General features: G+C 40.9%; 19 protein-coding genes and 2 pseudogenes. 16 read left to right on the top strand and 5 right to left on the bottom strand.

Annotated elements, in window-relative coordinates:
- The first annotated feature begins 18 nt into the window (after nucleotides 1–18).
- The 7 genes from HWQ47_RS04495 (at nucleotide 19) to HWQ47_RS04525 (ending at nucleotide 8,429) form a co-directional block, all read left to right on the top strand.
- Entirely contained in the window at nucleotides 19–408 is a 390-nt protein-coding gene (locus tag HWQ47_RS04495) for a RidA family protein (protein WP_269969991.1), read from the top strand.
- Between the two features lie 39 nt (nucleotides 409–447).
- Nucleotides 448–1,896, top strand: a complete 1,449-nt coding sequence (locus tag HWQ47_RS04500; protein WP_269969992.1) for an aldehyde dehydrogenase family protein — start codon at nucleotides 448–450, stop codon at nucleotides 1,894–1,896.
- A 9-nt stretch (nucleotides 1,897–1,905) separates the two neighbouring features.
- The gene (locus tag HWQ47_RS04505; protein WP_269969993.1) at nucleotides 1,906–2,889 is read left to right on the top strand and encodes a membrane dipeptidase; all 984 of its coding nucleotides are present in this window, start codon (nucleotides 1,906–1,908) and stop codon (nucleotides 2,887–2,889) included.
- A gap of 132 nt (nucleotides 2,890–3,021) precedes the next feature.
- The gene (locus tag HWQ47_RS04510; protein ID WP_442802087.1) at nucleotides 3,022–4,578 is read left to right on the top strand and encodes a BCCT family transporter; all 1,557 of its coding nucleotides are present in this window, start codon (nucleotides 3,022–3,024) and stop codon (nucleotides 4,576–4,578) included.
- Nucleotides 4,579–4,635: 57 nt separating this feature from the next.
- Nucleotides 4,636–6,375 (top strand): hypothetical protein, encoded by a 1,740-nt coding sequence (locus HWQ47_RS04515; RefSeq protein ID WP_269969994.1) that lies wholly within the window; start codon nucleotides 4,636–4,638, stop codon nucleotides 6,373–6,375.
- Complete coding sequence (locus HWQ47_RS04520; RefSeq protein ID WP_269969995.1) at nucleotides 6,372–7,085, top strand: DUF3726 domain-containing protein; 714 nt, start codon at nucleotides 6,372–6,374, stop codon at nucleotides 7,083–7,085. Before HWQ47_RS04515 ends, HWQ47_RS04520 begins: the two co-directional genes overlap by 4 nt.
- A gap of 273 nt (nucleotides 7,086–7,358) precedes the next feature.
- Entirely contained in the window at nucleotides 7,359–8,429 is a 1,071-nt protein-coding gene (locus tag HWQ47_RS04525) for a porin (RefSeq protein WP_269969996.1), read from the top strand.
- A 159-nt stretch (nucleotides 8,430–8,588) separates the two neighbouring features.
- Here the strand turns inward: HWQ47_RS04525 and HWQ47_RS04530 are convergent, their stop codons facing one another.
- Nucleotides 8,589–9,803, bottom strand: a complete 1,215-nt coding sequence (locus HWQ47_RS04530) for an MFS transporter (protein WP_269969997.1) — start codon at nucleotides 9,801–9,803, stop codon at nucleotides 8,589–8,591.
- A gap of 106 nt (nucleotides 9,804–9,909) precedes the next feature.
- Here HWQ47_RS04530 and HWQ47_RS04535 point away from each other — a divergent pair, with 106 nt between their 5' ends.
- A complete protein-coding gene (locus HWQ47_RS04535; RefSeq protein WP_269969998.1) occupies nucleotides 9,910–10,695 on the top strand; it encodes an AraC family transcriptional regulator in 786 nt (261 codons plus the stop codon).
- A 53-nt stretch (nucleotides 10,696–10,748) separates the two neighbouring features.
- Here HWQ47_RS04535 and HWQ47_RS04540 read toward each other — a convergent pair whose 3' ends face one another.
- Nucleotides 10,749–12,284 carry an EAL domain-containing protein gene (locus HWQ47_RS04540; protein WP_269969999.1) on the bottom strand — a complete coding sequence of 512 codons (1,536 nt, stop codon included), beginning with the start codon at nucleotides 12,282–12,284 and terminating at the stop codon, nucleotides 10,749–10,751.
- A 409-nt stretch (nucleotides 12,285–12,693) separates the two neighbouring features.
- On the opposite strand from HWQ47_RS04540, the gene msrA reads away from it, so the two are divergent.
- The 8 genes from msrA to HWQ47_RS04580 all read left to right on the top strand — a co-directional run bounded on the left by msrA (nucleotide 12,694) and on the right by HWQ47_RS04580 (nucleotide 19,382).
- The gene (msrA, locus tag HWQ47_RS04545) at nucleotides 12,694–13,194 is read left to right on the top strand and encodes a peptide-methionine (S)-S-oxide reductase MsrA (RefSeq protein ID WP_269970000.1); all 501 of its coding nucleotides are present in this window, start codon (nucleotides 12,694–12,696) and stop codon (nucleotides 13,192–13,194) included.
- Between the two features lie 132 nt (nucleotides 13,195–13,326).
- Nucleotides 13,327–14,808, top strand: coding sequence for a protein adenylyltransferase SelO (locus tag HWQ47_RS04550; protein WP_269970001.1), 1,482 nt, complete (start codon nucleotides 13,327–13,329; stop codon nucleotides 14,806–14,808).
- A 447-nt stretch (nucleotides 14,809–15,255) separates the two neighbouring features.
- Nucleotides 15,256–15,603: a YciI family protein gene (locus tag HWQ47_RS04555; protein WP_269970002.1), complete on the top strand. Its 348-nt coding sequence runs from the start codon at nucleotides 15,256–15,258 to the stop codon at nucleotides 15,601–15,603.
- 29 nt (nucleotides 15,604–15,632) lie between these two features.
- Nucleotides 15,633–16,889 (top strand): RNA polymerase sigma factor, encoded by a 1,257-nt coding sequence (locus tag HWQ47_RS04560; RefSeq protein ID WP_269970003.1) that lies wholly within the window; start codon nucleotides 15,633–15,635, stop codon nucleotides 16,887–16,889.
- Between the two features lie 39 nt (nucleotides 16,890–16,928).
- A complete protein-coding gene (locus HWQ47_RS04565; RefSeq protein ID WP_269970004.1) occupies nucleotides 16,929–17,438 on the top strand; it encodes a peptide-methionine (S)-S-oxide reductase in 510 nt (169 codons plus the stop codon).
- 150 nt (nucleotides 17,439–17,588) lie between these two features.
- A complete protein-coding gene (locus tag HWQ47_RS04570; RefSeq protein WP_269970005.1) occupies nucleotides 17,589–18,083 on the top strand; it encodes a hypothetical protein in 495 nt (164 codons plus the stop codon).
- Nucleotides 18,084–18,098: 15 nt separating this feature from the next.
- Nucleotides 18,099–18,770 (top strand): hypothetical protein, encoded by a 672-nt coding sequence (locus HWQ47_RS04575; RefSeq protein ID WP_269970006.1) that lies wholly within the window; start codon nucleotides 18,099–18,101, stop codon nucleotides 18,768–18,770.
- An 84-nt stretch (nucleotides 18,771–18,854) separates the two neighbouring features.
- Nucleotides 18,855–19,382 (top strand): hypothetical protein, encoded by a 528-nt coding sequence (locus HWQ47_RS04580; protein ID WP_326515466.1) that lies wholly within the window; start codon nucleotides 18,855–18,857, stop codon nucleotides 19,380–19,382.
- Here the strand turns inward: HWQ47_RS04580 and HWQ47_RS04590 are convergent.
- The 3 genes and pseudogenes from HWQ47_RS04590 to HWQ47_RS27940 form a co-directional block, all read right to left on the bottom strand.
- Nucleotides 19,379–20,406: pseudogene (locus HWQ47_RS04590) on the bottom strand (GGDEF domain-containing response regulator). The gene HWQ47_RS04580 and the pseudogene HWQ47_RS04590 sit on opposite strands and share 4 nt — an antisense overlap.
- Before the next feature lie 204 nt (nucleotides 20,407–20,610).
- On the bottom strand, nucleotides 20,611–22,083 hold the full coding sequence (locus tag HWQ47_RS04595; protein WP_326515470.1) for a response regulator: 1,473 nt from the start codon (nucleotides 22,081–22,083) through the stop codon (nucleotides 20,611–20,613).
- Nucleotides 22,078–23,413, bottom strand: a pseudogene (locus HWQ47_RS27940) (histidine kinase dimerization/phospho-acceptor domain-containing protein); the annotation flags it as partial. The pseudogene HWQ47_RS27940 and the gene HWQ47_RS04595, both read right to left, overlap by 6 nt.
- Between the last annotated feature and the right edge of the window lie 61 nt (nucleotides 23,414–23,474).

Genomic DNA, 23,474 nt, shown 5'->3' on the forward strand with positions numbered 1-23,474 from the left:
TGTTAATAAAGGTAAAGAATGACTGCAAGTTTAATAAAACAACCCGTGAAAACAGAACTTTACGCATCTAAGGCACCATTAGAGTGGGCAGTTATTAATAATGGCACTTTATATACGGCTCAGATCCCTATCTCTTCAACGGGTGAAGTAGTCGCTGGTGGTATTAGCGCGCAATCAAAACAGGTTATGGATAACTTAATGCATACTTTAAATGCGGCTGGTGTTGATTCAGATGCAGTACTGCAAGTGCTTATTTATGTTACTGATCGTCGCTATTTAGCCGAATTTAATCAGATATACAGTCAATATTTTACTGTGCCATATCCAAATCGAGCAGCGATGATTATTGCCGGACTTGCGCGAGAGGAGATGTTAGTCGAGTTGGTTGTTTATGCGGCAGTCAATTAATCAATAACCAATAAAATCAAATAAAAAATGGGATTCAATATGACATTTTCTGCAGAAAAATCACTTTATATTAATGGTGAATGGCATACGGGAATTACGACCAAAGTCAATATTAACCCGTCTGATATTACCTCAAGCTTAGGTGAGTTCTCACAAGCCAGTAAGCAGCAAGTTGTTGATGCTATTGAAGCTGCAAGACATGCTCAATCTCAATGGGAACATTCCCCATTAGAGCAAAAGCAGCGTGTTTTACAGGGGATTGGTGACGAGTTAATCGCACGTTGTGATGAGTTGGGTAAATTGCTTTCATCTGAAGAGGGTAAGCCCTTTGCGGAAGGACGGGGTGAGATTTACCGAGCTGGACAGTTTTTCCAATACTTTGCTGCAGAAGTATTAAGGCAGATGGGGGATATCGCTCAGTCGGTTCGCCCTGGTGTATCGGTTGAGGTGACGCGAGAAGCATTAGGCGTTGTTGCTGTTATTTCACCCTGGAATTTCCCGACGGCTACCGCGGCTTGGAAGATCGCGCCTGCGTTGGCTTTTGGTAATAGCGTTATCTGGAAACCCGCAAACTTAACCCCTGCAAGCGCCGTTGCATTAACAGACATTATTCATCGACAGGGTTTGCCCGCGGGTACTTTCAACTTAGTACTAGGTAGTGGTGCCGAGGTGGGGAATACCTTAATTAATTCTGCTGATATTGATGGTGTTAGCTTTACGGGCTCAGTGGACACCGGCCGAAAAGTCGCCACCGCGACCGCAGCTAATTTTGTGCGCTGCCAACTGGAAATGGGCAGTAAAAACGCGTTGGTGATTGCCGATGACGCTGATATCAACATCGCTGTCGAAGCGACCATCATGGGCTCATTCTCAGGCGCAGGCCAAAAATGTACCGCCTCTTCCAGACTCGTCGTATTCGATAGCATTCATGATGAATATGTTGATGCTCTGATTAAACGTATGGCTAGTTTGAAAGTTGGCCACGCACTTACAGAAGGTGTCTTCATGGGGCCGATTGTCGATAAGACTCAGTTAGACGCTAACTTTGACTGGCTTGATAAAGCTAAAGGCCAAGGCGCATCAGTGGGTTTTGGTGGTGAAAGACTGACGTTAGAGCATGACGGTTACTACATGTCACCGACATTATTGTTAGAGACTCAAAATAGTTGGTCGGTGAACCAGGAGGAAGTGTTTGCTCCCATGGCTAGCATTATCAGGGTAAACAATCTTGAGGAGGCAATAACAACAGTTAACGATACGCGCTTTGGCTTAACCGGCGGGATCATCACTCAAAGTCTACGCAGTAGTGCCATGTTTAAGCAACAGGCACAAACAGGTTGTGTCATGGTGAACTTACCGACAGCAGGTACCGATTATCACGTTCCTTTTGGAGGTCGTAAAGAGTCAAGCTTTGGCCCTAGAGAGCAAGGTCAGTATGCCAAAGAGTTTTATACCGTCATTAAAACCACTTACCTGCGTCCATATTAAGGAGATTCTATGTACCAGGATCAAATTATTATTGACGGTTTACAGTACTGCAATTGGACTCGAGATTACTTTATCACTTTGAGGGACAGCGGCATTACCGCAGTGCATGTGACGCTGGCCTACCATGAAGATGCTCGTCAAACCTTGAGCCTTTTTGGTCAATGGAATCGATTATTTGAGCAGAACAGTGATGTGATCATTCCAGTTGATTACGTGAGTGATATCGCGCTGGCGAAAGCGTCGGGTCGAGTTGGGATCATATTTGGTGCTCAAAATTGTTCACCCATTGATGATGAGATCGATCTGGTTGAAGTGATGCGTAAGCAGGGCTTATTGATTATGCAGCTCACTTATAACAACCAAAGCTTACTGGCTACAGGTTGCTATGAAAGTGTTGATTCTGGCGTGACCCGCTTTGGTAAGCAGGTTATTAGAGAGATGAACCGTGTTGGCATGATTATCGATATGTCCCACAGTGCAGAACGTTCAACCTTAGAAGCAATCGAAATCTCAACCCGTCCAATTTGTATCAGTCATGCCAATCCGACCTTTGCTCATGATGCGTTAAGAAATAAATCCAATGATGTGTTGAAGGCTTTGGGTGACTCAGGAGGATTATTGGGATTTAGCTTGTACCCATTTCATCTACCCAATGGCAGTGAATGTCAATTAAATGATTTCTGCGAGATGGTTGCTAAAACAGCCGATTTGATTGGAGTCGAACATTTAGCGATTGGCAGTGATTTATGTTTAAACCAGCCTCAATCAGTCTTGGAATGGATGCGTAATGGCCGCTGGTCAAAGTCGATGGATTATGGCGAAGGATCGTCGTCAAACTCCGGTTGGCCGGAGGCTTTACTCTGGTTCGATGCTCAAAATGGCATGAAAAATATCTATCAAGGTTTACTTGAACAGGGTTTTTCTCAAGAAGAAGTTAATCAAATTATTGGTGGTAATTGGTTTAACTTCTTGGAATTAAGTTTAAAAAAATAAAAAAAACCGAATGATGTAATCATCACTCATATTATTTAAGAGCGTGTTGTTATCAGTATTTCATCATGAGTAGAACAAAATAATGAAGCTGATATGTGCAAAAGAAAGCAGTTTAATGCTTGGAGACACTCAATGTCTAATACAACCAATAGCACAATTATGACGGATAAACCTGAATCCGTTATGGCAAAATTAGGAGTCGATAATCCAGCGTTGTGGATGAGCGGTGGCTTTATATGCCTGTTCGTTATCTTAGCGCTTTTTGATAATCAGCTCCTGTCTGAAATAGTCAATGTTGGTTTTGCTTGGTCAGTGAATTACTTTGGACCTTTTTGGCAAATATTAATGTTATTGACCTTCTTTATCGCCATTGCTTTGGCTTCAGCCAAGACGGGTAATGTCCGTTTAGGCAATCTAGATAAACCGGAATTAGACGGTTTTAAATGGATGGCGATTATCCTATGTACTTTACTGGCTGGTGGTGGCGTATTTTGGGCTGCAGCTGAACCCATTGCTCACTTTGTTACTCCTCCACCGCTTTATGGTGCTCAAGAAGATCAGATGCAAGGTGCATTTAATGCTCTGTCTCAATCCTTTATGCACTGGGGATTCTTAGCTTGGGCAATTTTAGGCAGTCTAACCTCAATTGTACTGATGCACCTTCACTACGACAAAGGCCTACCGCTTCAACCAAGAACCTTACTCTATCCCATTTTAGGTGAGCGAGCGTTGAAAGGGATGACTGGTGCCACGATTGATGCATGCTGCATTATTGCTGTTGCTGCCGGCACAATTGGTCCTATTGGTTTTCTTGGTTTACAGCTGAGTTTTGCATTAAATGCAATGTTCGGTATTCCTGATGGCTTTACGACTCAATTGATAATTGTAATGTTAGCTATTGTTATTTATACGGTTTCAGCGCTAAGCGGGGTTAATCGAGGCATTCAGATCCTCAGTCGATATAACGTCATCTTAGCGGTAGGTTTGATCATCTATATCTTAGTCTTTGGTCCAACCAACTTTATCGTTAATAGCTACCTTCAAGGAGTTGGTACTATGATCGATAACTTCATCCCGATGGCCACTTATCGAGGTGATGAGGGCTGGTTAAGCTGGTGGACTGTGTTTTTTTGGGGCTGGTTTATTGGTTATGGGCCGATGATGGCTATCTTCCTGGCTAAGATCTCCAGAGGCTACACGATTAGAAAAATTGTTTTCTCTATCTGTATTATCGCTCCACTGATCACCTGTTTCTGGTTCACTGTCGTTGGTGGTTCAGGACTGGCATTCGAAATCGCTAATCCAGGTTCAATCAGTAAAGCATTTGAAGGATTTAATTTGCCAGGTGCTTTATTAGCTATCACTAATCAATTACCTTTCCCTATGGTTATCTCGATCCTATTCTTAATTTTAACCACTATATTCATTGTCACCACGGGTGATTCAATGACTTACACCATTAGTGTGGTGGTTAGTGGTAAGGCTGAGCCTAATGCCGTTATTCGAGTCTTTTGGGGAATCATGATGGGCGTAACAGCTATTATATTGATCTCATTAGGCTCTGGAGGAGTGAGTGCATTGCAATCATTTATCGTTATTACAGCTGTCCCAGTGTCATTGATCCTATTGCCATCCCTTTGGAATGCACCACAAATCGCCATGAAGATGGCTAAAGAGCAAGGTCTATAAATCGATAAGGTGCAGCTAGCTAGACTAGTTGCCCTGCTTAAATTTTATGGTGGGATTATGCGTCGTGAGAATGTACAGGGTATGGGGTTTAGCATGACAGATTTATATGAGCATCAATCTGGAGCGTCAATGCGAGATCCAGCGATAGTGATGGAGCCTAGAAGGTTAGGGGCAATGCATCAAACTCGCCTTAGCTTTGCCAGAAGCCTAATAAGACGTATGTATCATAATGAATGGCAGCTTAATGTTGCGGGGTGGGAGATCAGTCCTCAAGGATTTGGTGTCGTTATATATAAGCTGACAACACCAAGCCAAGATTACCATTTGGTGATATTTTCCAATGAAATGGATGATGAAGACCGCATTGATAGAGTCATTGCTGAAAAGTGGGATATCACCTTTGCCTTAGTGATAGGGGAGATAGATAAAAAACTGTTTAAACAGTTACAAAACAATGTGCCTTTACAGGAGGCGGGACGAAACTCAACTCAAGTTATCGTACTTGCTCGAGCCAATAAAAGTGTGCGCGTATTTGACCATTTAGTCAGTACATTAGCAGCTGGGGATCAGCCAGATACCGCAGTGCTTGCACAAGTTGGTTATATATTGAGAACGACTGCTGTTTACGGTAATGGAAAATTTGGTATCGCAGATTTTGAAATATTACAGAATAGTTCAGATTTTGATTTGTCTTTTAGTGCTCAGATGTGTGCTGTGTATATTTTAAGGCAGTTTAGCCTCGATTGGGTTAATGATTTAGCGAAGCAACGTGGAGGCGACAAAGCCGTTGAGCTAGACATAGACCTGCAGCGTTATCTTGGGGTTGGTAATGCCACTGGGTTGGGTATGGCTCCATATTTGATTAATCATCCACGAGTCGTCGATCAATGGTTATCTCAGCGCGAAATGGTGATTGGTTTAATTAGTCAACAAGAGGCACAGCAAGCTGATAGCCGTTTGCTGCTGAATTTACTTCAGCGAGCCCGCATACATCTAGAACAAGTCGTCACGATTGATGAACATCAGCAGAAGTTGAATTCTCAGGCCGTTTTGGATCTGTTCAATATGATTAAGTTTATTGATTATACCAAAACTCAGCATCTTAAATGGGAAAGACAGATTCAATATAATCAAAGGTATAACCTTGAGGCACAAGAGATATTTCTAGCCTGTTTAATTGAGTGTTATCCTGAGATTGTCGATCCGTTTGAGCAATCAATGAATGCAGATGAGAGCTTATCTATTCCAAGAGGGACATGCATTTATCAGATGCTTGAAGTGCTTAATAACCGTTATTTATGGGCGATAGAAATTGATTTCAGCCAAGATGAACATAAATATTGGTTCTGGTATCGATCTGAAGATAAAGAGGAGCCTCGTTTAGGCATAAGAGGTATTGAGCCAGGCGAAGATAAAGAGTTACCACTTGATATAGCTAGGCAAGTAAATCAGCTATATCAGGTATTAATCACTGAGCCTAATACCAATACCGTGGCAGAATTTTTATTAGCATCGCCTCAGTATGCCAGTACCGCTCGAAGAGTTTGGACCTTAGGGCATTGTGATATGGGTGATATCCAGATGAACGTACTGGCTAAACAAGCATTGCCGATGAATTTGCTGCGTTGTAAATTGTCCATGTTTGGGGCCACCAAATTTGATCCCAGATCCGATCGCTGGGTTAGGGTAACGCTGTTTCAAGGTGCGCCATTAATGAATGAAATTCATCCAAATGAATGGTTATTTCCAATATTGCCCGATTTGTCATCAAGAAGTGGCTCGGAGAAACATGCATGATTGTCGTATCGCATAATGAATTGGTGGCAATGACCAATAAAGCATTTGTAGGATTGAGATTACCTTACGGTGAGGCAGATCTTATTGCCAATATGGTTGCAGATCTCGAGATGGTTGGCTTACATGGCATTAAACATTTTGTTGATGGACTTGACTACCTTCATAAAACAAAAGTGCAGCCTTGCAATATTACTTATGAATCAGATTCAGAAATAAATATTGATTTAAATAATGAGAGTATATTATGTCACCTGCCTACAATTCTGGGGTATATATCGGACAAGTTACTCAGGAATAATAATGTAAAACTCAACATTGAAAATTGTTGTAATCGTTGGTTGGCATTTGGAGAATTATGTAAACTTTCTAAAGAAGGAATTTCAATCAATGCGTGTTGGAATGATTTCCTTGAACCAATAAGGATAAAGTACTTACTTAACGCTGGTAATGAACTTCCCGAAATATATATTAATAAGTTGATTAATAATGAGGAGGGTGGAGTATCAATAACCAGCCGTAAGCTGACCATTGAGTTTAGTAATGGCATTTTTCTATTGCCTATTTCAAGCGAGTATCAGCAACACTTCTCTTCTTCCCAGTTGAAAAAGTATCAGGAAGAATCATGGTCTAATGGTATTTCAGTTCAGTTGGTTGATTGGGAAAGGCTAAAAGAGTCTTCACAGGCTATATTGGTTCCTTGTAAAAAATAAACTTGGTTTATTTTAAATGTACTGTCTATTGCTTGAATAGTGAGTGATAAGTTTTATTTATTGATTAATAATAATTAACCGTTAGGTTGTAAAATGGTTAAATGCGAGAATAAACTTTCTCAACTCGAATGATTTTCTTTGAATCTTAATTATATGTTATCAAACTGATGATTGATAACTATCTGGTTAGTTGTGACTTCGAATATTTAGAACATTCATAATGTTGGAATTTAAATCTATCAAAATATATTAATTTAAGGTTTAGAAACTACTATGAAATATAAAAAGACTATAAGTGTAATCGCGACTTCAATTGTTATTTTGTCACCCATTAGTCATGCCGGAGACTTGTTTGATTGGTATGGCAGTATTAGAGCTCAAGTGCAGAAAGCAAACACTGGTGAACTTGAATATAAGGATAACTATTCTCGATTGGGGGCTGCTGGAAGTGCAGAGATTTTGGATGGCATTAAAGCCAGTTATAACGTGGAATTTAGACTGTTTACCAGTGATGGATCTTTTGCCGGGAGTGATTCTCGTGCACGATTAGCCAATATTGGTTTAGAGAGTGAATATGGTTCACTGTTAATTGGTAAGCAGTATTCGCCACAATGGAATTATACCAATAATGCCATTGATATCTTTGCTGATGTTGATCAATCAGCTGGCTGTACCAATGAGTCATCTGGGGTTATTTGTCATACCAGTCGTTATGGAATGTATGGCTATGATGAGGCTGGTAATGGTCATTATGTTGAGGTGTTAAGACCTGATAGGGCTGTGACCTATACCACGCCAGATTTCAATGGATTTCAGGCGTCGGCAATGGCTATTTTAAACAATGGCGATGTTAAATCGAATGCCGCGGGAACCGACAGTGAGAGCCTAGTCGGCTACAATATCGCTGCAAAGTATACGTGGCAAGATTTAACCTTCTCAGCAGCCCGCTTTGCCGTTAGTTCATTCATTGAAGAAGCCAGTATCGATTCGGCTCAAGTGGTGTATAACCACGAGAACTTAAGTGTAGCTGCACATTACCAAATATCTGAAGATTTAAGATTTTATCAAGGTTTACCTTCCGCTGGTGAGATGGTTGATGAGAAAGTCTATGAAGTCTACATTGGGTATAAGTTTACTGATGTGCAGTTACAAGCCGCATATTCAATCATTGATATGAGCTCAAAGAGCAATGTTAATGTCGACACCGATCATTTCTTAATTGATGTTATCTATCCCCATAAATATGGCCGATTCTATGCAGAATATAGCATGTGGGGTGATGAGGCTGAGGCGTTATTTATTGCTGCAGATACGGTTCTGGTTGGCGTGCAATTTGATTTCTAATCTAGCTGTGCACTTATCTAAAACAGTGCTTTAGATAAGTGCTAAATTTAGTGCCTTGATTTTAGATAACTGATTTTAGAACTCTGAATTTAGATAACTTATTTTAGAACACTACCCTGATAGTTCAAAGGCGTCCTATGATTTTCAGGGCGCCTTTTCTTATTTATGGGGCGTTATTATCTCACTTTTGGATGCGAGTAGGGCGAAGATGCTCCAGAACACATTACTCAATGCACAGATTATTAAGGGCAGGGTCCAGCTTTGCATCTGTTCATGCACAGCTCCCATCATTATGGGGCCTGTTGCTGCAAGCAAGTAACCCAGAAATTGAGCCATACCTGAGAGCGTTGCTGCTTGATGTGCATCTGATGTACGTAGACTGATTAGGGCTAGGGCAACAATAAAACCTCCGCCAGCGCCAAAGCCAAATAACATGGCCCACACTATGGCGAGAGAGGGAGCGATGATTAGCCCGATAATACCGATAAATGCCAGCAAGGTTAAACTTAAACTGAGCAGTCGCTTATCGTTAATTCTGGACATAAGTGGGATAAGTACAATAGCGGGAACCGCAGTGAAAAGTTGCAACAATCCATGAATAACGCCTGCTTGTTCATGGCTGTAACCTTTATCCACCAAGATGGTGGGCAGCCAACTGATAAAGATGTACATCAAAAATGAATTAAAAGCTAAGAACAGGGTGATGTGCCATGCTTGAGCCGAATGCCAAAGGTAACTGTGGCTATCAAACTCAGTGGTGTCCGCTGTTGGAGGGGTATGGTTTTTCATCTGAGGTAACCAGACCAAGATCGCAATAATGGGGAAGAAGATTATCCCACCTAAAGCGAAGGCCCAGTTGGGAATAAAAGTGATTGCCAAAGTATCGGCCAAATGTGTCATCGGGATCGCCAAACTGGCACTCAGTGCAGAGCCAACGCCCATCATTAACACGTAAATAGAGGTGATGGTTGTGATCTTGTTTGGAAAATCTCGTTTCATTAAACTAGGCAAGAGCACGTTGGCAATCGCTATTCCCGCCCCTATGGTCACTGTGCCGATAAACAAGGTTGTCGTTGAGCCTATTGAGCGCATGGTGATACCAGCAAGGACCAATATTAATGAAGTCATCAATGCGTGTTCAAGCCCATTTTTTCTCGCTAGCTTTGAGGCAACAGGTGAGAAAAGAGCAAAAGCCAGTAAAGGCAGGGTAGTTAACATGCCGGCTTGAGTGGCTGATAGCTTAAGCTGCTCTCTGATAAGATCGAGTAAAGGTCCGACACCTGTGATTGGGCTGCGCAAACTAATGGAAATTAATAAGATCCCGAAGAGTAAGAAAGCCATATTATTGATTCGAGAAGGTTGAACTTGTGTCACAGAATTTTCCTCATTATTCGTGCTGGTGATTAAGAGGTATTTTACTCCTCATATCCCTTACTGAATTAAGGTATAGTGACTTTTTATATCTAAAAACCGTCAAAGCATGTCCTCTAAACAGCCAATATTTCCAGATTTTGATTCTGATAGTTACCCGCAAAAAGTGGTGTCATTGAGAGCGACAAGTGGTGACTATGCCGCGGAAACATCATTTCATCAACATCATAAATGCCAACTGGTTATGGCCTTGAGTGGATTTGTGAAGTGTAAAATTGCCGATGCTATCTGGGTGGTACCGCCCAACTGTGCTGTGTGGATCCCAAGTCAGGTTCCACACTGTAATAAGATCTCCAGTAATGCTGAGGTGTGCATGCTATTTATCGACCCTGATGTCGATGGTATGCCGGATAAGAGCTGCACTCTGTCGATATCGCCCTTGGTGAAAGAGTTAATCATCTATTTAAGTGGGCAAGAGCAATGCTATCTTACCGATAGTTCTACCGCTAAACTTGTCGAGGTGTTAATCGATCAATTGCAAGTAATGCCAACTGAGCATTTTGATTTTCCGACTCCGGCTGAGCCGAGATTAAATGCTATAGCATTACAACTTATAGCGACTCCGGCAGATAGACGATGCGTGGGGGAGTGGGCTAGGCAGCACGCCATGAGTGAGCGGACCTTAGCTAGGCTGGTAAAATTGGAAACCGGACTGACCTTCGGTCGCTGGCGAGGTCAACTGCATCTGGTGTTGGCTCTGCAAAAACTCACCACAGGGGATTCAGTTCAACGTATTGCTGATGAGTTAGGCTATGAGTCCGTGAGTGCATTTATTACCTTTTTTAAGAAGACGTTAGGTCGACCACCAAAACAATATATGAAGCTCAGAGATTGATGAATGTATTTCTGTAGCGTAAGTTTAGATGTGAAATTGTTAGCACATTTAGCTTAGTTTTCATGTTTAGCATAGCGGGCATAGATATCCTGCAGTTTATCTAAGGGAGTTGGCTGGGCATAGAGATAACCTTGGTGCAAGTAGACACCTCGTTTATTGAGATAGTCAGCTTGGGCTTGAGTTTCAATTCCCTCTGCAATCATCTCCATTTTAGATTCGTGCCCAAACGCGATTATTGAGTTAAGCACATCAGCTTTAAAATCGTCAGTGCCTATCGTATCAATAAACATCTTATCGATTTTAATACTGTTAACTCCCAGTCTTTGCAGGTAACTAAACCCCCCAAATCCAGTGCCAAAATCATCCAATTTAAAACCATGGCATTGAGAGGCTAGTTGGTTGATCTCAATAATTGCTTTCTCAAAATTTGCTATAGGTTTGCGTTCTGTTAATTCAAAACATAGTCGCTGTGTGTCATGGTTAGCGTGTTCTTCAAACCATTGGCTTAGCTGCCCATTCTCAAGGTGTTCAGCGACAATGTTTACGCTGACCCAACCAAGAAGCTTAGGCATATCTTGTTTGACCTGTGCCAATGTTGATTCTGTGATGGGAATGACAAGCCCTGAATCCTCTGCATAGGGGATAAACTGGTTTGGTGCTCCCAATTCACCATCACTTCTTTGCCAACGAACCAGCATCTCTTGCCCCACAATCTCATTGCTGCGGGTATTAATGATGATCTGATAGTAGGGAATAAACTCATTTTTCTTTAAACTGTTCATTAACATTGTTTCTAATGAGACCTGATTATGTTGCCAGTGCCAGAAATAGATGGTGAATAAAGAGGAAAAAATTAAGCTTAGGCACAGTAAGGTGAGCCAACTTTTTTCTTTAAAATCTTGATACATAGCATCACTACTGATCAGGGTTTGGGTCAAATCCAAACTGGGAATATAGCGAGTAATACGCTTACTATTTTTAGTATTAGAGAGGGTTTGGTTACCTCGAGAAACTAAAGGTAATCCATGATATTGAATATCGACTTGGTAGCAGTTAGGGCAAAGTTCCGTGAGAAAGCTATTAAATACAGTATTATTAGTGACACCAACTAACTTATGTTCTTTGGCAGGGATCTCAAAGATAAAGTTGCGGAAAAATGGGTTTTTATCTATTGAAGTGCTTATTTTAATGTTGGTATTTGGTAATACCTTAGTGTCATCAGCTTCATAGTGATATGGCACGGATAAATTAGAACATTTCTTGCCATTAGCTAACTCTAGTTGAATAAGTCGTACTATATTTGGACTAAATTCCGGGCTTTTTAAGAGGGCAATATCGTCCTCACTGCAGGTCCAAGATAGTTTATCTATAACAGCTTTTTCTTTTGGGCTTGATGAAGTGAGCATTCGTTCTACCATGAGGTTTTCGAGTAGATCGAAATCCTGCTGAAGCTTAGAGACTAACTCATACTTTGCCACTTGCGGATGAATTAATGCCACCAGCAGTAAAGGGATAATGAAGATAAGCAGGGTGATAAACCAAGGTGCTTTATAGTAGTTAGTTAAGCGTGATGATAGCTTAGTTAGCAAAGTTGTAGTCTCTAAGAGGGCGTTGGTGAAAATATAGTATTAGCTGATCGAGCTATTAAGCTAGCTGTACATAGTATGTACGGTTTAAGGTGGCGCATTATCTACCAAATAGAGTTCACTTCCGTGAACTAAGTCGCAGTTATTAAAAGATTAATCTAAATAGCGATAAAATATGATGTGGTTGCTGTTTGATCCGTCTTTGGTTTTATCTTGATTTTTACGGCATGTTATCTACTGTTTTTAACAGATTTTTTCAAATGATTAAGACGGTGTATATTAGGTAGTGTCCTAGCTTCGAATTGAGATAAGTGAGCAAAGAGGGATGATTAGGTCCACATTTTCCATCTTGAAATTTTTATGGATTAAAAATGGTCTTATACCCGTTCTGCTAAATTAAGGAGATAGTATCATGACAGTTGAAAAAGCCGTCTTAGCGGGTGGATGTTTTTGGGGAATGCAAGATCTCATACGTAAGCGTGTTGGTGTAATATCAACGCGAGTGGGTTATACCGGTGGGGATGTGGCTAATGCAACCTATAGAGATCATGGCAACCATGCTGAAGGAATTGAGATCGTATTCGATAATACTCAGACGAGTTTCGATGACATTCTAGCTTTTTTCTTTCAAATACATGATCCATCGACACCGAATCGGCAAGGAAATGACAAAGGAGAATCGTATCGTTCCGCTATCTTTTATGAGTCCAATAAACAGAAAGAGTTGGCCGAGAAGATGATATCTCGTATTAATGCTTCTGGGATCTGGCCTGGTCCTGTGGTGACTGAGCTCTCCCCTTCAGGAGATTTTTGGCAAGCAGAACCTGAGCATCAAGATTACCTAGAACTCAGACCTAATGGCTATACTTGTCACTTTCCTCGTCCGGATTGGGTATTGCCAGCAGAAGACTAGTAGTTTTCCGGTTAGTTATATTAATCAAGTGACCGCCTCAGAGTTATTATTGGCCCTGAGGATGGTTGAAAGCGTTTTTAAGTGAGTTAATCTAATAGGTATGTATCTATTTTCAATTACATGGACAATAACATGAGTGATAAAGCGATCGATCTAGGATTAACATTTGATAATAGTTACTTCGATAAGCTAGATGGTTTTTATGTTGTTTGCTCAGGCGCTAAAGCGCCCAATCCAGATCTTATTAAGTTAAATGAAACCTTGGCTGAAAACATCGGCTTGACTAACACTGATACTGAATCACTAGCGCAGATTTTTTCTGGTAGCGAAGTTAGCCTTGGCTCATCACCGTTAGCTCAAGTCTACGCCGGACATCAGTTTGGTGGCTTTAGTCCACAACTGGGAGATGGCCGAGCCCTGTTGCTGGGCGAGGTACTGGATAAAAATGGCCTGCGTGTGGATATACAACTTAAAGGCTCGGGTCGCACCCCCTTTTCACGAGGTGGGGATGGTAAAGCGGTACTTGGTGCAGTATTGCGGGAATACATTCTTAGTGAGGCCATGTATGCCCTTAATATTCCAACCACGAGAGCGTTAGCAGTGGTTATCACAGGCGAGCCCATCTACCGTACTCAATATCTGCCAGGGGCTGTGTTAACCCGTGTGGCATCGAGTCATCTGCGTGTCGGAACGTTTCAATACTTTGCATCCCGTGGTGAGCAAGATAAAGTCAAACAGTTAGCTGACTATGCGATAGCCCGTCATTACTCAGAGCTTCAGCAGAGTAAACTGGTTTATTTGGACTTCCTTTGTGCGGTGAGAGATAAGCAAGCCGAGCTGGTGGCAAAATGGCTATTAGTCGGTTTTATTCATGGCGTAATGAATACCGATAATATGGCCATTAGTGGTGAAACCATTGATTATGGTCCTTGCGCCTTTATGGACAATTATGGAGCAGACATTGTGTTCAGTTTAATCGATAGCGATGGACGTTACTCCTATAATAATCAGCCAGTTATGGCACAGTGGAACCTGGCTAGATTAGCCGAAACCTTACTGCCATTGATCCATGAAGATCAAGATGAAGCAATTGAACTTGCCACTACTGCGGTGACTGAATTTTGGGACATTTTCCAGCATCATTGGGCTACGGGTATGCGGGCTAAGCTGGGACTATCCTCTGAGGAGGAGGGCGACTTCGTCTTGGGAGAGCAACTGCTTGAGTCGATGTCAGGCGAAGAGGTGGATTTTACTCATCTGTTTCGTCAACTTGCCGATGATTTGGCTAACGGCACAGATGAGAGCCAAAGGTTATTTAATCATGCCGATAAGTTTCTGTTGTGGCGAGAGAGCTGGATAGCACGTTTGGCAAGAGATACGCTTTCAATGTCAGATCGTATCAGTATGATGAACTCGGCTAATCCTATTTATATTCCTAGAAATTATCAAGTTGAACGAGCAATCGAAGCCGCTGAGCAAAGAGGGGACTATCAACCTTTTGAACAGCTAATTGTAGTATTGGCTAGCCCATATACGCTACAAACAGGGGCACAAGAATATGCTGAACCAGCGCCTTTGGAGTTCGGACCTTACACAACCTTTTGCGGAACATAATGGCATTGCAGTGAAACAGTCATTTTATTTTTGACTCAATGTAGAAATGTCACTCCTCGGTTCGTCTTTAATGTATCTAAGCTAATTAACATGTTTATTCAGATTAGCTTAGATACGCCTATTGTTTAAATAAAACAATGCAATACGATTAATACTATACCCAAACCACTTCAAGATGCAGGATTCAGCATGTTGTGAAGTGACAGAGTTCAAGGCATGAAATAGCAGTACTAGTTAATCTAATTCAATATTTCATAACATAGAAACATGTTGCTTCACGGCTTGCCCTTCGGGAGTTCCCGTAGAATATCTGCACTGCGTTAGCGATATCGACAAGGGAATAACCATTCTCTCAATCGCTGCCTTGTTCAGTTATCCTACGGGAGCTCTGAAACGAGCATCTTGAGGTAGCTTGGGTATCTATCTATTGATATCACGGAGAGACAAATGAAATTTTTAGCATTGCTCTATGGCCAGCCTCAGAACGAGCCGCAATACAATACACCTGAGTGGGATGAGATGATCCAAGAGTTTATGGCGCTCACTGAGCTGTATAAAAATGATGGCGTGTTTATCGCGGGTGAAGGACTGCAGGACGTGAGTACGGCGACTTCAATTAAAGTACGGGCTAACCAGTCAGAGTTACATGACGGGCCTTTTGCTGAAACCAAAGAGCAATTGGGGGGCTTCTATTTACTTGATTGCAAGGATTTAGAAGAAGCCTTGATGTATGCCGCTAAGATCCCATCGGCGAAATGGGGCACGGTTGAAGTTCGTCCGGTAGCGGAATACTAATATCAGCTCCCTTTCGAAAGGTGATGCCAGTGGTTAAGCAGATCTCTGAGCAATTAGAGAAGTTGGTTCGCCAAGACAAAGGCCGGATCATGGCGACGTTAATGGCTCAGTTTGGGGATTTAGCGCGCTGTGAGGAAGCGTTTCAGGATGCTCAAGCTTTGGCACTGCGAGCTTGGTATAAGGGCATCCCGGATAATGCCAGAGCTTGGATATTAACAACGGCTCGCCATCGTGCAATTGATAGCATACGTCGTGAACATTGCTTTCAAGGCGTGGTGTCAGATCTCAGCGCTCAAATAGACCTCGATGCCTCAGTGGATAATATCGCAGACATTGAAGAGATTGAGCTGCCTGATGAACGGCTAAAGTTGATGTTGATCTGTTGTCATCCCGCTCTGGAGGAGAAAACTTGTGTGGTGATGTCTCTGAGGTTTATTGCGGGGTTAACGACAACGGAAATTGCACGTGGCTTTCTTGATAAGCCTGCAACGATAGGCCAGAGGTTAAGCAGAGCTAAAAATAAGATCCGCTTGAGTGGCATTCGCTATGGTTTACCTACCCATGATCAATTGGCTGGACGTATAAAAATTGTACTTAAGGTTATCTATCTTATCTTCAATGAGGGCTATGCCTGTCAAAAAGGCGATGTACAGTTACGAATAGACTTGTGTGAAGAAGCGCTCTATCTTGCTGAGTTAATGTCACAACTCCAACCTAAACATGCTGAGGTGCAAGGGCTATTGGCGCTAATGCAGTTGTGCCATGCAAGAAGTGCAGCGAGGCAAACCGGAGATGGGATGTTTATTCCATTAGAGCATCAGGTTCGTGATTTGTGGGATAGGAAGGCCATCAATGAGGCGAGTCGGCGTTTAGAGCTAGCACTGAAACTAAGTGAAATGGGGTCATATCAATTACAAGCGGCCATTGCAGCGATTCATTGCCAAGCACCCAACTACGCATCTACAGATTGGCCGCAAATAGTGATGATGTATCGCTTATTGTTTAAGTGCCAAGCAAATGATGTGGTGCTATTGAACTTGTCTGTGGCAGAGTCTTATATCTACGGTATGGAGTATGCGTTACAAAAGATTGAACCATTAGCCCAATCCTTGTCTGCATATCAGCCTTTTCATGCAGCTCGTGCAGATTTTTTATCAAAGTTAAACCGTTTTGATGAGGCAATAAAGGCCTATGAGCATGCTCTAGCACTCACCTCTGTGGTGAGCGAGAGGCGATATCTGCAACAGCAAAAAAAGGGTGTGCAGGAGAGAAAACCAGAACAGTGATCATATTCAGAATGCCGATTGATATCAGAGGAGGTTGAGATGACAAGTACGCTTCAGCGGCTTGGTTTAAGCGGGACTTGTTACTGGTGTACCGAGGCGATCTTCTTATCATTAAAGGGGGTAACGGCTGTTGAACAGGGCTGGATATCCTCCTTTGATGAGCATGACTGGTTTTCTGAGGGGGTTATTGTCAGCTTCGAGCCTAAATTCATTAGTCTAAAAGATTTGATTATGATACACCTGCACACTCATAGCAGCACGAAAACGCACTCTATGCGTGATCGGTACCGAAGTGCAGTTTACGCCATTAAGCATGATCAGCTAACTGAGATAACACTAGCATTAGTTGAACTGCAATCTGAGTTTGAAGAGGTCTTAGTTACGCAAGCTTATCTGTTTAACCAGTTCAAGCTATCGGCACAAGAGATGCAAAATTATTATTATACAGATATTGAACGTCCTTTTTGTAAAAACATCATCACTCCCAAATTAAAGAAACTGCTCAAAAGTCATGCAGAGTTTATCGATAAAGATAAGTTTCGTTTCTAATATAAATATAATTACATGTTTTTTGTCTTCAGTTGCTAAATTAAACTTCGTTTACTACTATTTTTAAGTGGTTTAAGCCGTTAAAGAATTAGGCTTAGTAAACAAATGATTAGCTAGAAGGGAATATGATTAAAAAAGGAATATTTAAACATGTTTATCGACAAGAGAACAAAGTTAACAATCCCATTTGGAATGAATGCAGAACCTTGGATAAGCCAAATACCTGATATGGCTTTCTCATTGAAAGGGGAGTTGATGATCACGCCTCCCTCTGCAGATCCAGCCCTTGTGTATCAGATGCAGAATAAAGAGTTTACGGGGCAACAAGATCAGATTAAAGATTGCTATGTACAACTTCCGCCACGTGGTCAGCAAGAAAATCAACTATCGAACCAAAAGATTTTACAAGACTATTTATGCCAGCAAAAAGAGAACTTTCTAGGTTATCAGCTAGTGGTTAATACGGAATATAGCGATCTATTTCCAGCGATGAACACCATGATTAACAACTTAGGAGATCCATTTACCAATGGTTACTACACCGTTAATAGTAAGCCTGCAGAACGTGCTGTATTAGACTTTTATGCATCGGTATGGCGTGCTAATTGGCCTTCACAAAGTACTGGTAATCCAGATAGTTATTAGGGGTATGTACTGAGTATGGGGAGCACTGAAGGTAATTTGTATGCCATGCTAAATGCGCGTGATTACCTCTCTGGCCGTCGATTAGTTGTCGATCAAAATAGTCATCATTTAGTGAAACCTAAGCGACGAAATAGTAATAAAAACTATTATAAACCCATCGCATTTTTCTCAGAAGATACTCATTACTCATTAACTAAAGCCATTCATGCAATGAGTATCCCTTCATTTTATGACATTGGCAGTGAGTTTTACCCACATGAATGTCCATTGGGGGGAGAATGGCCTAAACAGGTTCCATCAGAGCGGCCAAGTGAAGAGGATGCAAAACTAGGGAAAATTGGTTCCGGCTGTATTGATATTGGTAAGTTACGCTTGTTGGTTGAGTTTTTTGCAAAGAAAGGGCATCCGATTTTAATCGTGTTAAATTATGGGACTACATTTAAGGGCGCTTATGATGATATTCCGGGGGTTTATCGAGCACTAAAAGATATCTTTATTAAGTACGATCTTATTAACCGAGAGGTGAGTTTTCGCGACAGTCATGATGATGTCGATATTAGGCAAGGGTATTGGTTTCATATTGATGGCGCGTTAGGTGCTTCATTTATGCCATTTATTAATATGGCAATGAAAACAGGCCTGTTAAATACTGAAAATTGTAGTGAGTGTGCACTTAAATTTCCGTAATTTGATTTTAGTTTGCCTTACGTTAATTCTATTGTGACCAGTGGACATAAATTTCTCGGGGCTCCTACACCCTGTGGGATCTATATGAGTAAACATAAGTATTTGGCTACAACGAGTAATCCAAGTTACGTAGGTGCGGTTGATTCGACTCTGGCAGGTTCTAGAAATGGTTTGGCTTCGTTAACGTTATGGTCTTTGCTTGGAAAAACAGGCTATGAGGAGTTACAAAATAGAGCGATCAAGTCTCTATCGATGACGCTAGCATTGCACGTTAGGTTAACATCGCTAGCTGAAATGATAATGCAACGCGATGGTATCGATATTTGGTTACATAGGTCTCATTTTTCTTTAAGCATATTGTTACGAAAAACCAATAAAGAGATAATGTTTAAATATTCCTTGTGTGAGGCCATGGAAGTTATCAACAAAGAAGGGAAAAGGTATAACCGAGAATATATACATCTGTATTGTTTATGGGATAGACAACAATCAACACTGAATAATTTAATTGATGACTTGTCACAGCCAGGCGCTTTTGATATCAAAGCTGAAACTATAGTTGATGACGTGCCTGACTTCCCTAAGCTATCTCAAGTGTCTAATTTCGGTTAATGAAATAAGTGGTGGGTGGAATAATTTAGAGATAAAATCCACCCACAAAAATTAAGGGTAGTATCTCTCCAGCATACCTTGTTCCTTCCTTGTGCTTTAGCTTGATATAGATGCTCATCTACAACTTTTAAAAATGATTCATGATCCATATCACGAGTAGGTATCGTGGATGCACCTCCTACGCTGATGGTAAGGTAATGGGATATAGATGATGAGTCATGCTCTATCTGTAAGTTTTCAACAGAGGTGCAAACCTCAGATAGAAGGCGTTGCGCGCTTTCGGCATCGGTATTTGGTAAAATAACCGCAAACTCTTCCCCCCGTAACGGGCAATAATATCGTGTGGACGTTTTAACTGCTTTTTGATGTAATTTGCGACAGTACGTAGAGCATTATCACCTTTTAAATGACCATATTCATCATTGTAACTTTTGAAAAAATCTATATCTATCATTGCTATAGATAATTTCGAGTTGTTTCTGTTACATGCGCTCCATACTTTTTTTATATCCAACTCATAGAATCGACGGTTATATATTTCAGTTAAACAGTCGATTAATGCTAACTGTTCAAGCAAGTTTTTATGCCGTTGACCTCGTAAGTAATTACGGACTCTTGCTTGTACTATGGGTGAGTGGAATAGTTTGGTTATGTAATCAACGGCACCGAGATCTAATCCAATTTTTTCATCTTCAGGTGATATTTTGGAAGAGATGAATATGACAGGGATATTCATAGTAGACTCATCACTTTTAAGGGATTTGATGACTTGGTGGCCATTCATACCAGGCATGATCACGTCTAAGAGTATCAAATCTGGACTGTGTTTACAGGCAAGGCTAAGACCTTGTGCACCATCTTTAGCTAAAAAAACCTTATGATTAGACATCAGTAATTCAGATAGTACAGTGCGGTTGTCTATTGCATCATCAATAATCAATATTTTATCGACATTGGTATTAACAAGAAAATATGGATCATTTATATCCTCAATAATTAATCCTGTGTTTAGGTATTCATCCATGATATAGATTCCTTTATTCGCCTATTTGTTGTGATAATATTTTTAATTTTTTACTGGCATTAAAATAATTTACATCTTGAATTTCCATTAAGATTGATTCAAGGGCATCATTGTGTTGGTCCATAGCACTGGTCGTTTTAAGTTTGTTGATTAAACTTTCAGCTGCCGCGTTGTCATCGTCTAACAACTGATTTAGTTGAGAGATTAGTTTTTAATTAGCAGGCTATCATTGTCTTTAGTCTCTGAGAGTATTTGTCTCTGTTCTTTTTTTAGCATTTTTAGTGATGTTAAAGATTTATTCAAACAGGATATAAATATAGGAAGTTGTTGCTCGAAAGTCAGACTGTTATCTTTATCAATATGATTGATTAATTCATTAGTTAACTTTTCGAGTCGTCCCGCTAATTTAGATAACTCTACCTCGCCCAAACTTGCTGTCGCAGATTTGATGGTGTGGAACAACCTGTGCAAATGGTGAAAATCTCCTTGAAGTTTACTCTGAATTATTTCATGCTCAATGTTTTGATACTCATCATGAAATAAATTTAGCATTCTAATATATAAATCTGCTTTTTGATTATGTCGTTTTAAGCCTATTGAAGTATCAAATCTAGTCAGTTTAAACGGGAAGTTATCTGTTTTTTCCACCTGCTCAGAGTCATTGATGTTATTTTGTTCATCGCCACTTATGTACTCATGTGACTTATCTATATCAAATGAGTTAATGGCTGCACTTGCATCGATCCAGCGTGTAATTGTGCGGTATAAGAGTTGATGATCAATTGGTTTATTGAGGTGATCATTCATACCGGAATCTAAACTTCTTTTATAGTCATCTGGCGAAGCATGAGCTGTCATGGCGATAATAGGAAGCTGTTTATATTGAATATCTTTTCTAATTATCTGTGTGGCTGTTAGCCCATCCATTATAGGCATCTGCACACCCATAAGCACAAGATCGTAACTATTTTGCTTTATCATGCTGACGGCTTGCTCACCATTGTATGCTGTTGATACTTTCATACCGACATCCATCAGAAACTCTTTAGCTACCTCTCGATTTAATGCGCTATCATCTACAATGAGCACGCGGCTTCCCCGCAATACATTGAGATCTAAGTTGCCTAGCAGATTGAGTTCTCTGTTAGCTGTAATTGGGCGTGATATTTTTTCCTGAAAGAATATTTCAGCTAGACAGTCATGAATTCCCGATGCGTCGACAGGTTTTGAGATGATTTTTTTAATGTTGGCTTGATGAGCGTCAGATTCAACTTTGTCAACATCATAGGCCGTCACCATTAGCATAGCAACAGGGGCCTTTATTCTAGTATTACTCTCTATTTTTTTAGCTGTTTCAACACCATTGATGGCCGGAATATTCCAATCAAGGAAAACAACATCGTATGGGTTATCTTTACTTGTGGCGGATTCAAGTTCATCAATTGCAACGTAGCCATCTGCGACTGTAGTGACTTCGATGCCTAAAGATGTGAGGATATCTGCCAGCACTTCTCTAGCCATTGCATTGTCATCAACAACCAAGGCTCGCATGCCTTTTAACTTATTGTACGAAGGCCAACGTTGAGTTTTATTTCCGTTGTTTGGTTTTATTTTGCAGGTGAAATGAAGCTGGCTGCCCTCGTTGATCTCGCTATCAACCCAAATACGACCACTCATCAACTCTGTCAGTTGACGACAAATTGCTAATCCTAGCCCTGTGCCGCCATATTTTCGGGTAATACTGGAGTCAATTTGAGTAAAGTTGATTGAGTCTTTGATGCTCTATACCAATCCCAGTGTCAATAATGCTAAAGCGTAAAGTATAGAGTTGATCTTGCTGTTCCAAGAGTTTTACTTTAATTATCACCTCTCCTTTTTCGGTGAATTTTACGGCGTTACTGGCTAGATTAATAAGAATTTGACCAAGACGTGTCGGGTTACCAATCCAGTGAAAGGGAACATTTTTATCCACATCTAATAGTAGTTCAACACCTTTACTCTGAGCTTTATAGGCACTGATGTTTGTGACCCGTCGTAATACATCTCTTAAGTCAAACTGAAATTCATCGAGTGTGAGTTTATTCGCTTCAATTTTTGAATAATCCAAGACATCATTGATAGTATTGAGTAATACATCTGAAGAGGACAGAACCTTCTCCATAAAATCTCGTTGGCGCTTATCTAAGTTGGTTTTGAGCATCAATTGGCTTAGACCAATGATTGCGTTCATGGGGGTTCTGACTTCATGGCTCATATGAGCTAAAAAGTTTGATTTAGCTTTACTGGCTATTTCAGCTCTTTTATGTGATGCCACTAATTCTGAAGTTCGCTCGGAAACCTTCTGTTCAAGTGTGGTGCTGTATTCGAAAATTCTAGCAGCCATCGATTTAAATACATTAGCTAAAATACCCATTTCATCTTTTCTATTGCTTGGTAATTCTAAGTCACCACGAGCCACCAGTTGGTAGTTGGCTTGTCCAATTTCTGCGGATGCGCGACCAAACATTTTTAACGGAAGTACGACTTTTTTTAAGGTCACCGCATAGAGCATTAACATTTCGATTATGAGTGACAGTAAACCAATAATGAGAACAAAATGTGCAGTTGAACGAGCTGCCGCTATCACTAGCTTTTTTGGATAAACAGTGACTAACAGCCAGTCAGGCCCCTTAATTCGTGCAATGGCCATCCAAGCTTGTTCTGCTTCGTCAAAGTTAATGATTACGTTTTCATTTGCTCCTTGATTCGCGGCGATAATCTTGTTGACCATGGCTTTTAGCTTGGGATCATTTTGAGTACTGGTGGGTAACTCATCTATGCCACTCTTCATGATTTTCTCGTCATTGGGATGCACAATTATTTGCCCATCTAAACTGACTAAAAAGTTGTATGTTCCTTCTAGCTTGTCATGAATGATCCGGTCAATCACATCAACTAATAGAATGTCGTGACCTATGGTTATTAAATGTTTTGATTCAAGATCAACTGGCGTTTCTAAGGAGACCATCCAATCTTTGGCAGTTTTGTCAAAGTATAAACCAGTCCAAACTGGGGTACGTTGAGGATTA

The sequence above is a fragment of the Shewanella sp. MTB7 genome (genome assembly GCF_027571385.1).
GTDB lineage: Bacteria > Pseudomonadota > Gammaproteobacteria > Enterobacterales > Shewanellaceae > Shewanella.

What these genes read in the sequence shown, in the direction of transcription:
- msrA (WP_269970000.1), top strand. Translation starts at nt 12,694, where the DNA reads ATGACAGTTGAAAAAGCCGTCTTAGCGGGTGGATGTTTTTGGGGAATG.
- HWQ47_RS04505 (WP_269969993.1), top strand. Translation starts at nt 1,906, where the DNA reads ATGTACCAGGATCAAATTATTATTGACGGTTTACAGTACTGCAATTGG.
- HWQ47_RS04515 (WP_269969994.1), top strand. Translation starts at nt 4,636, where the DNA reads ATGCGTCGTGAGAATGTACAGGGTATGGGGTTTAGCATGACAGATTTA.
- HWQ47_RS04500 (WP_269969992.1), top strand. Translation starts at nt 448, where the DNA reads ATGACATTTTCTGCAGAAAAATCACTTTATATTAATGGTGAATGGCAT.
- HWQ47_RS04595 (WP_326515470.1), bottom strand. Translation starts at nt 22,083, where the DNA reads ATGAGTGGTCGTATTTGGGTTGATAGCGAGATCAACGAGGGCAGCCAG.
- HWQ47_RS04555 (WP_269970002.1), top strand. Translation starts at nt 15,256, where the DNA reads ATGAAATTTTTAGCATTGCTCTATGGCCAGCCTCAGAACGAGCCGCAA.
- HWQ47_RS04510 (WP_442802087.1), top strand. Translation starts at nt 3,022, where the DNA reads ATGTCTAATACAACCAATAGCACAATTATGACGGATAAACCTGAATCC.
- HWQ47_RS04535 (WP_269969998.1), top strand. Translation starts at nt 9,910, where the DNA reads ATGTCCTCTAAACAGCCAATATTTCCAGATTTTGATTCTGATAGTTAC.
- HWQ47_RS04570 (WP_269970005.1), top strand. Translation starts at nt 17,589, where the DNA reads ATGTTTATCGACAAGAGAACAAAGTTAACAATCCCATTTGGAATGAAT.
- HWQ47_RS04520 (WP_269969995.1), top strand. Translation starts at nt 6,372, where the DNA reads ATGATTGTCGTATCGCATAATGAATTGGTGGCAATGACCAATAAAGCA.
- HWQ47_RS04565 (WP_269970004.1), top strand. Translation starts at nt 16,929, where the DNA reads ATGACAAGTACGCTTCAGCGGCTTGGTTTAAGCGGGACTTGTTACTGG.
- HWQ47_RS04580 (WP_326515466.1), top strand. Translation starts at nt 18,855, where the DNA reads ATGAGTAAACATAAGTATTTGGCTACAACGAGTAATCCAAGTTACGTA.
- HWQ47_RS04525 (WP_269969996.1), top strand. Translation starts at nt 7,359, where the DNA reads ATGAAATATAAAAAGACTATAAGTGTAATCGCGACTTCAATTGTTATT.
- HWQ47_RS04575 (WP_269970006.1), top strand. Translation starts at nt 18,099, where the DNA reads ATGGGGAGCACTGAAGGTAATTTGTATGCCATGCTAAATGCGCGTGAT.
- HWQ47_RS04495 (WP_269969991.1), top strand. Translation starts at nt 19, where the DNA reads ATGACTGCAAGTTTAATAAAACAACCCGTGAAAACAGAACTTTACGCA.
- HWQ47_RS04550 (WP_269970001.1), top strand. Translation starts at nt 13,327, where the DNA reads ATGAGTGATAAAGCGATCGATCTAGGATTAACATTTGATAATAGTTAC.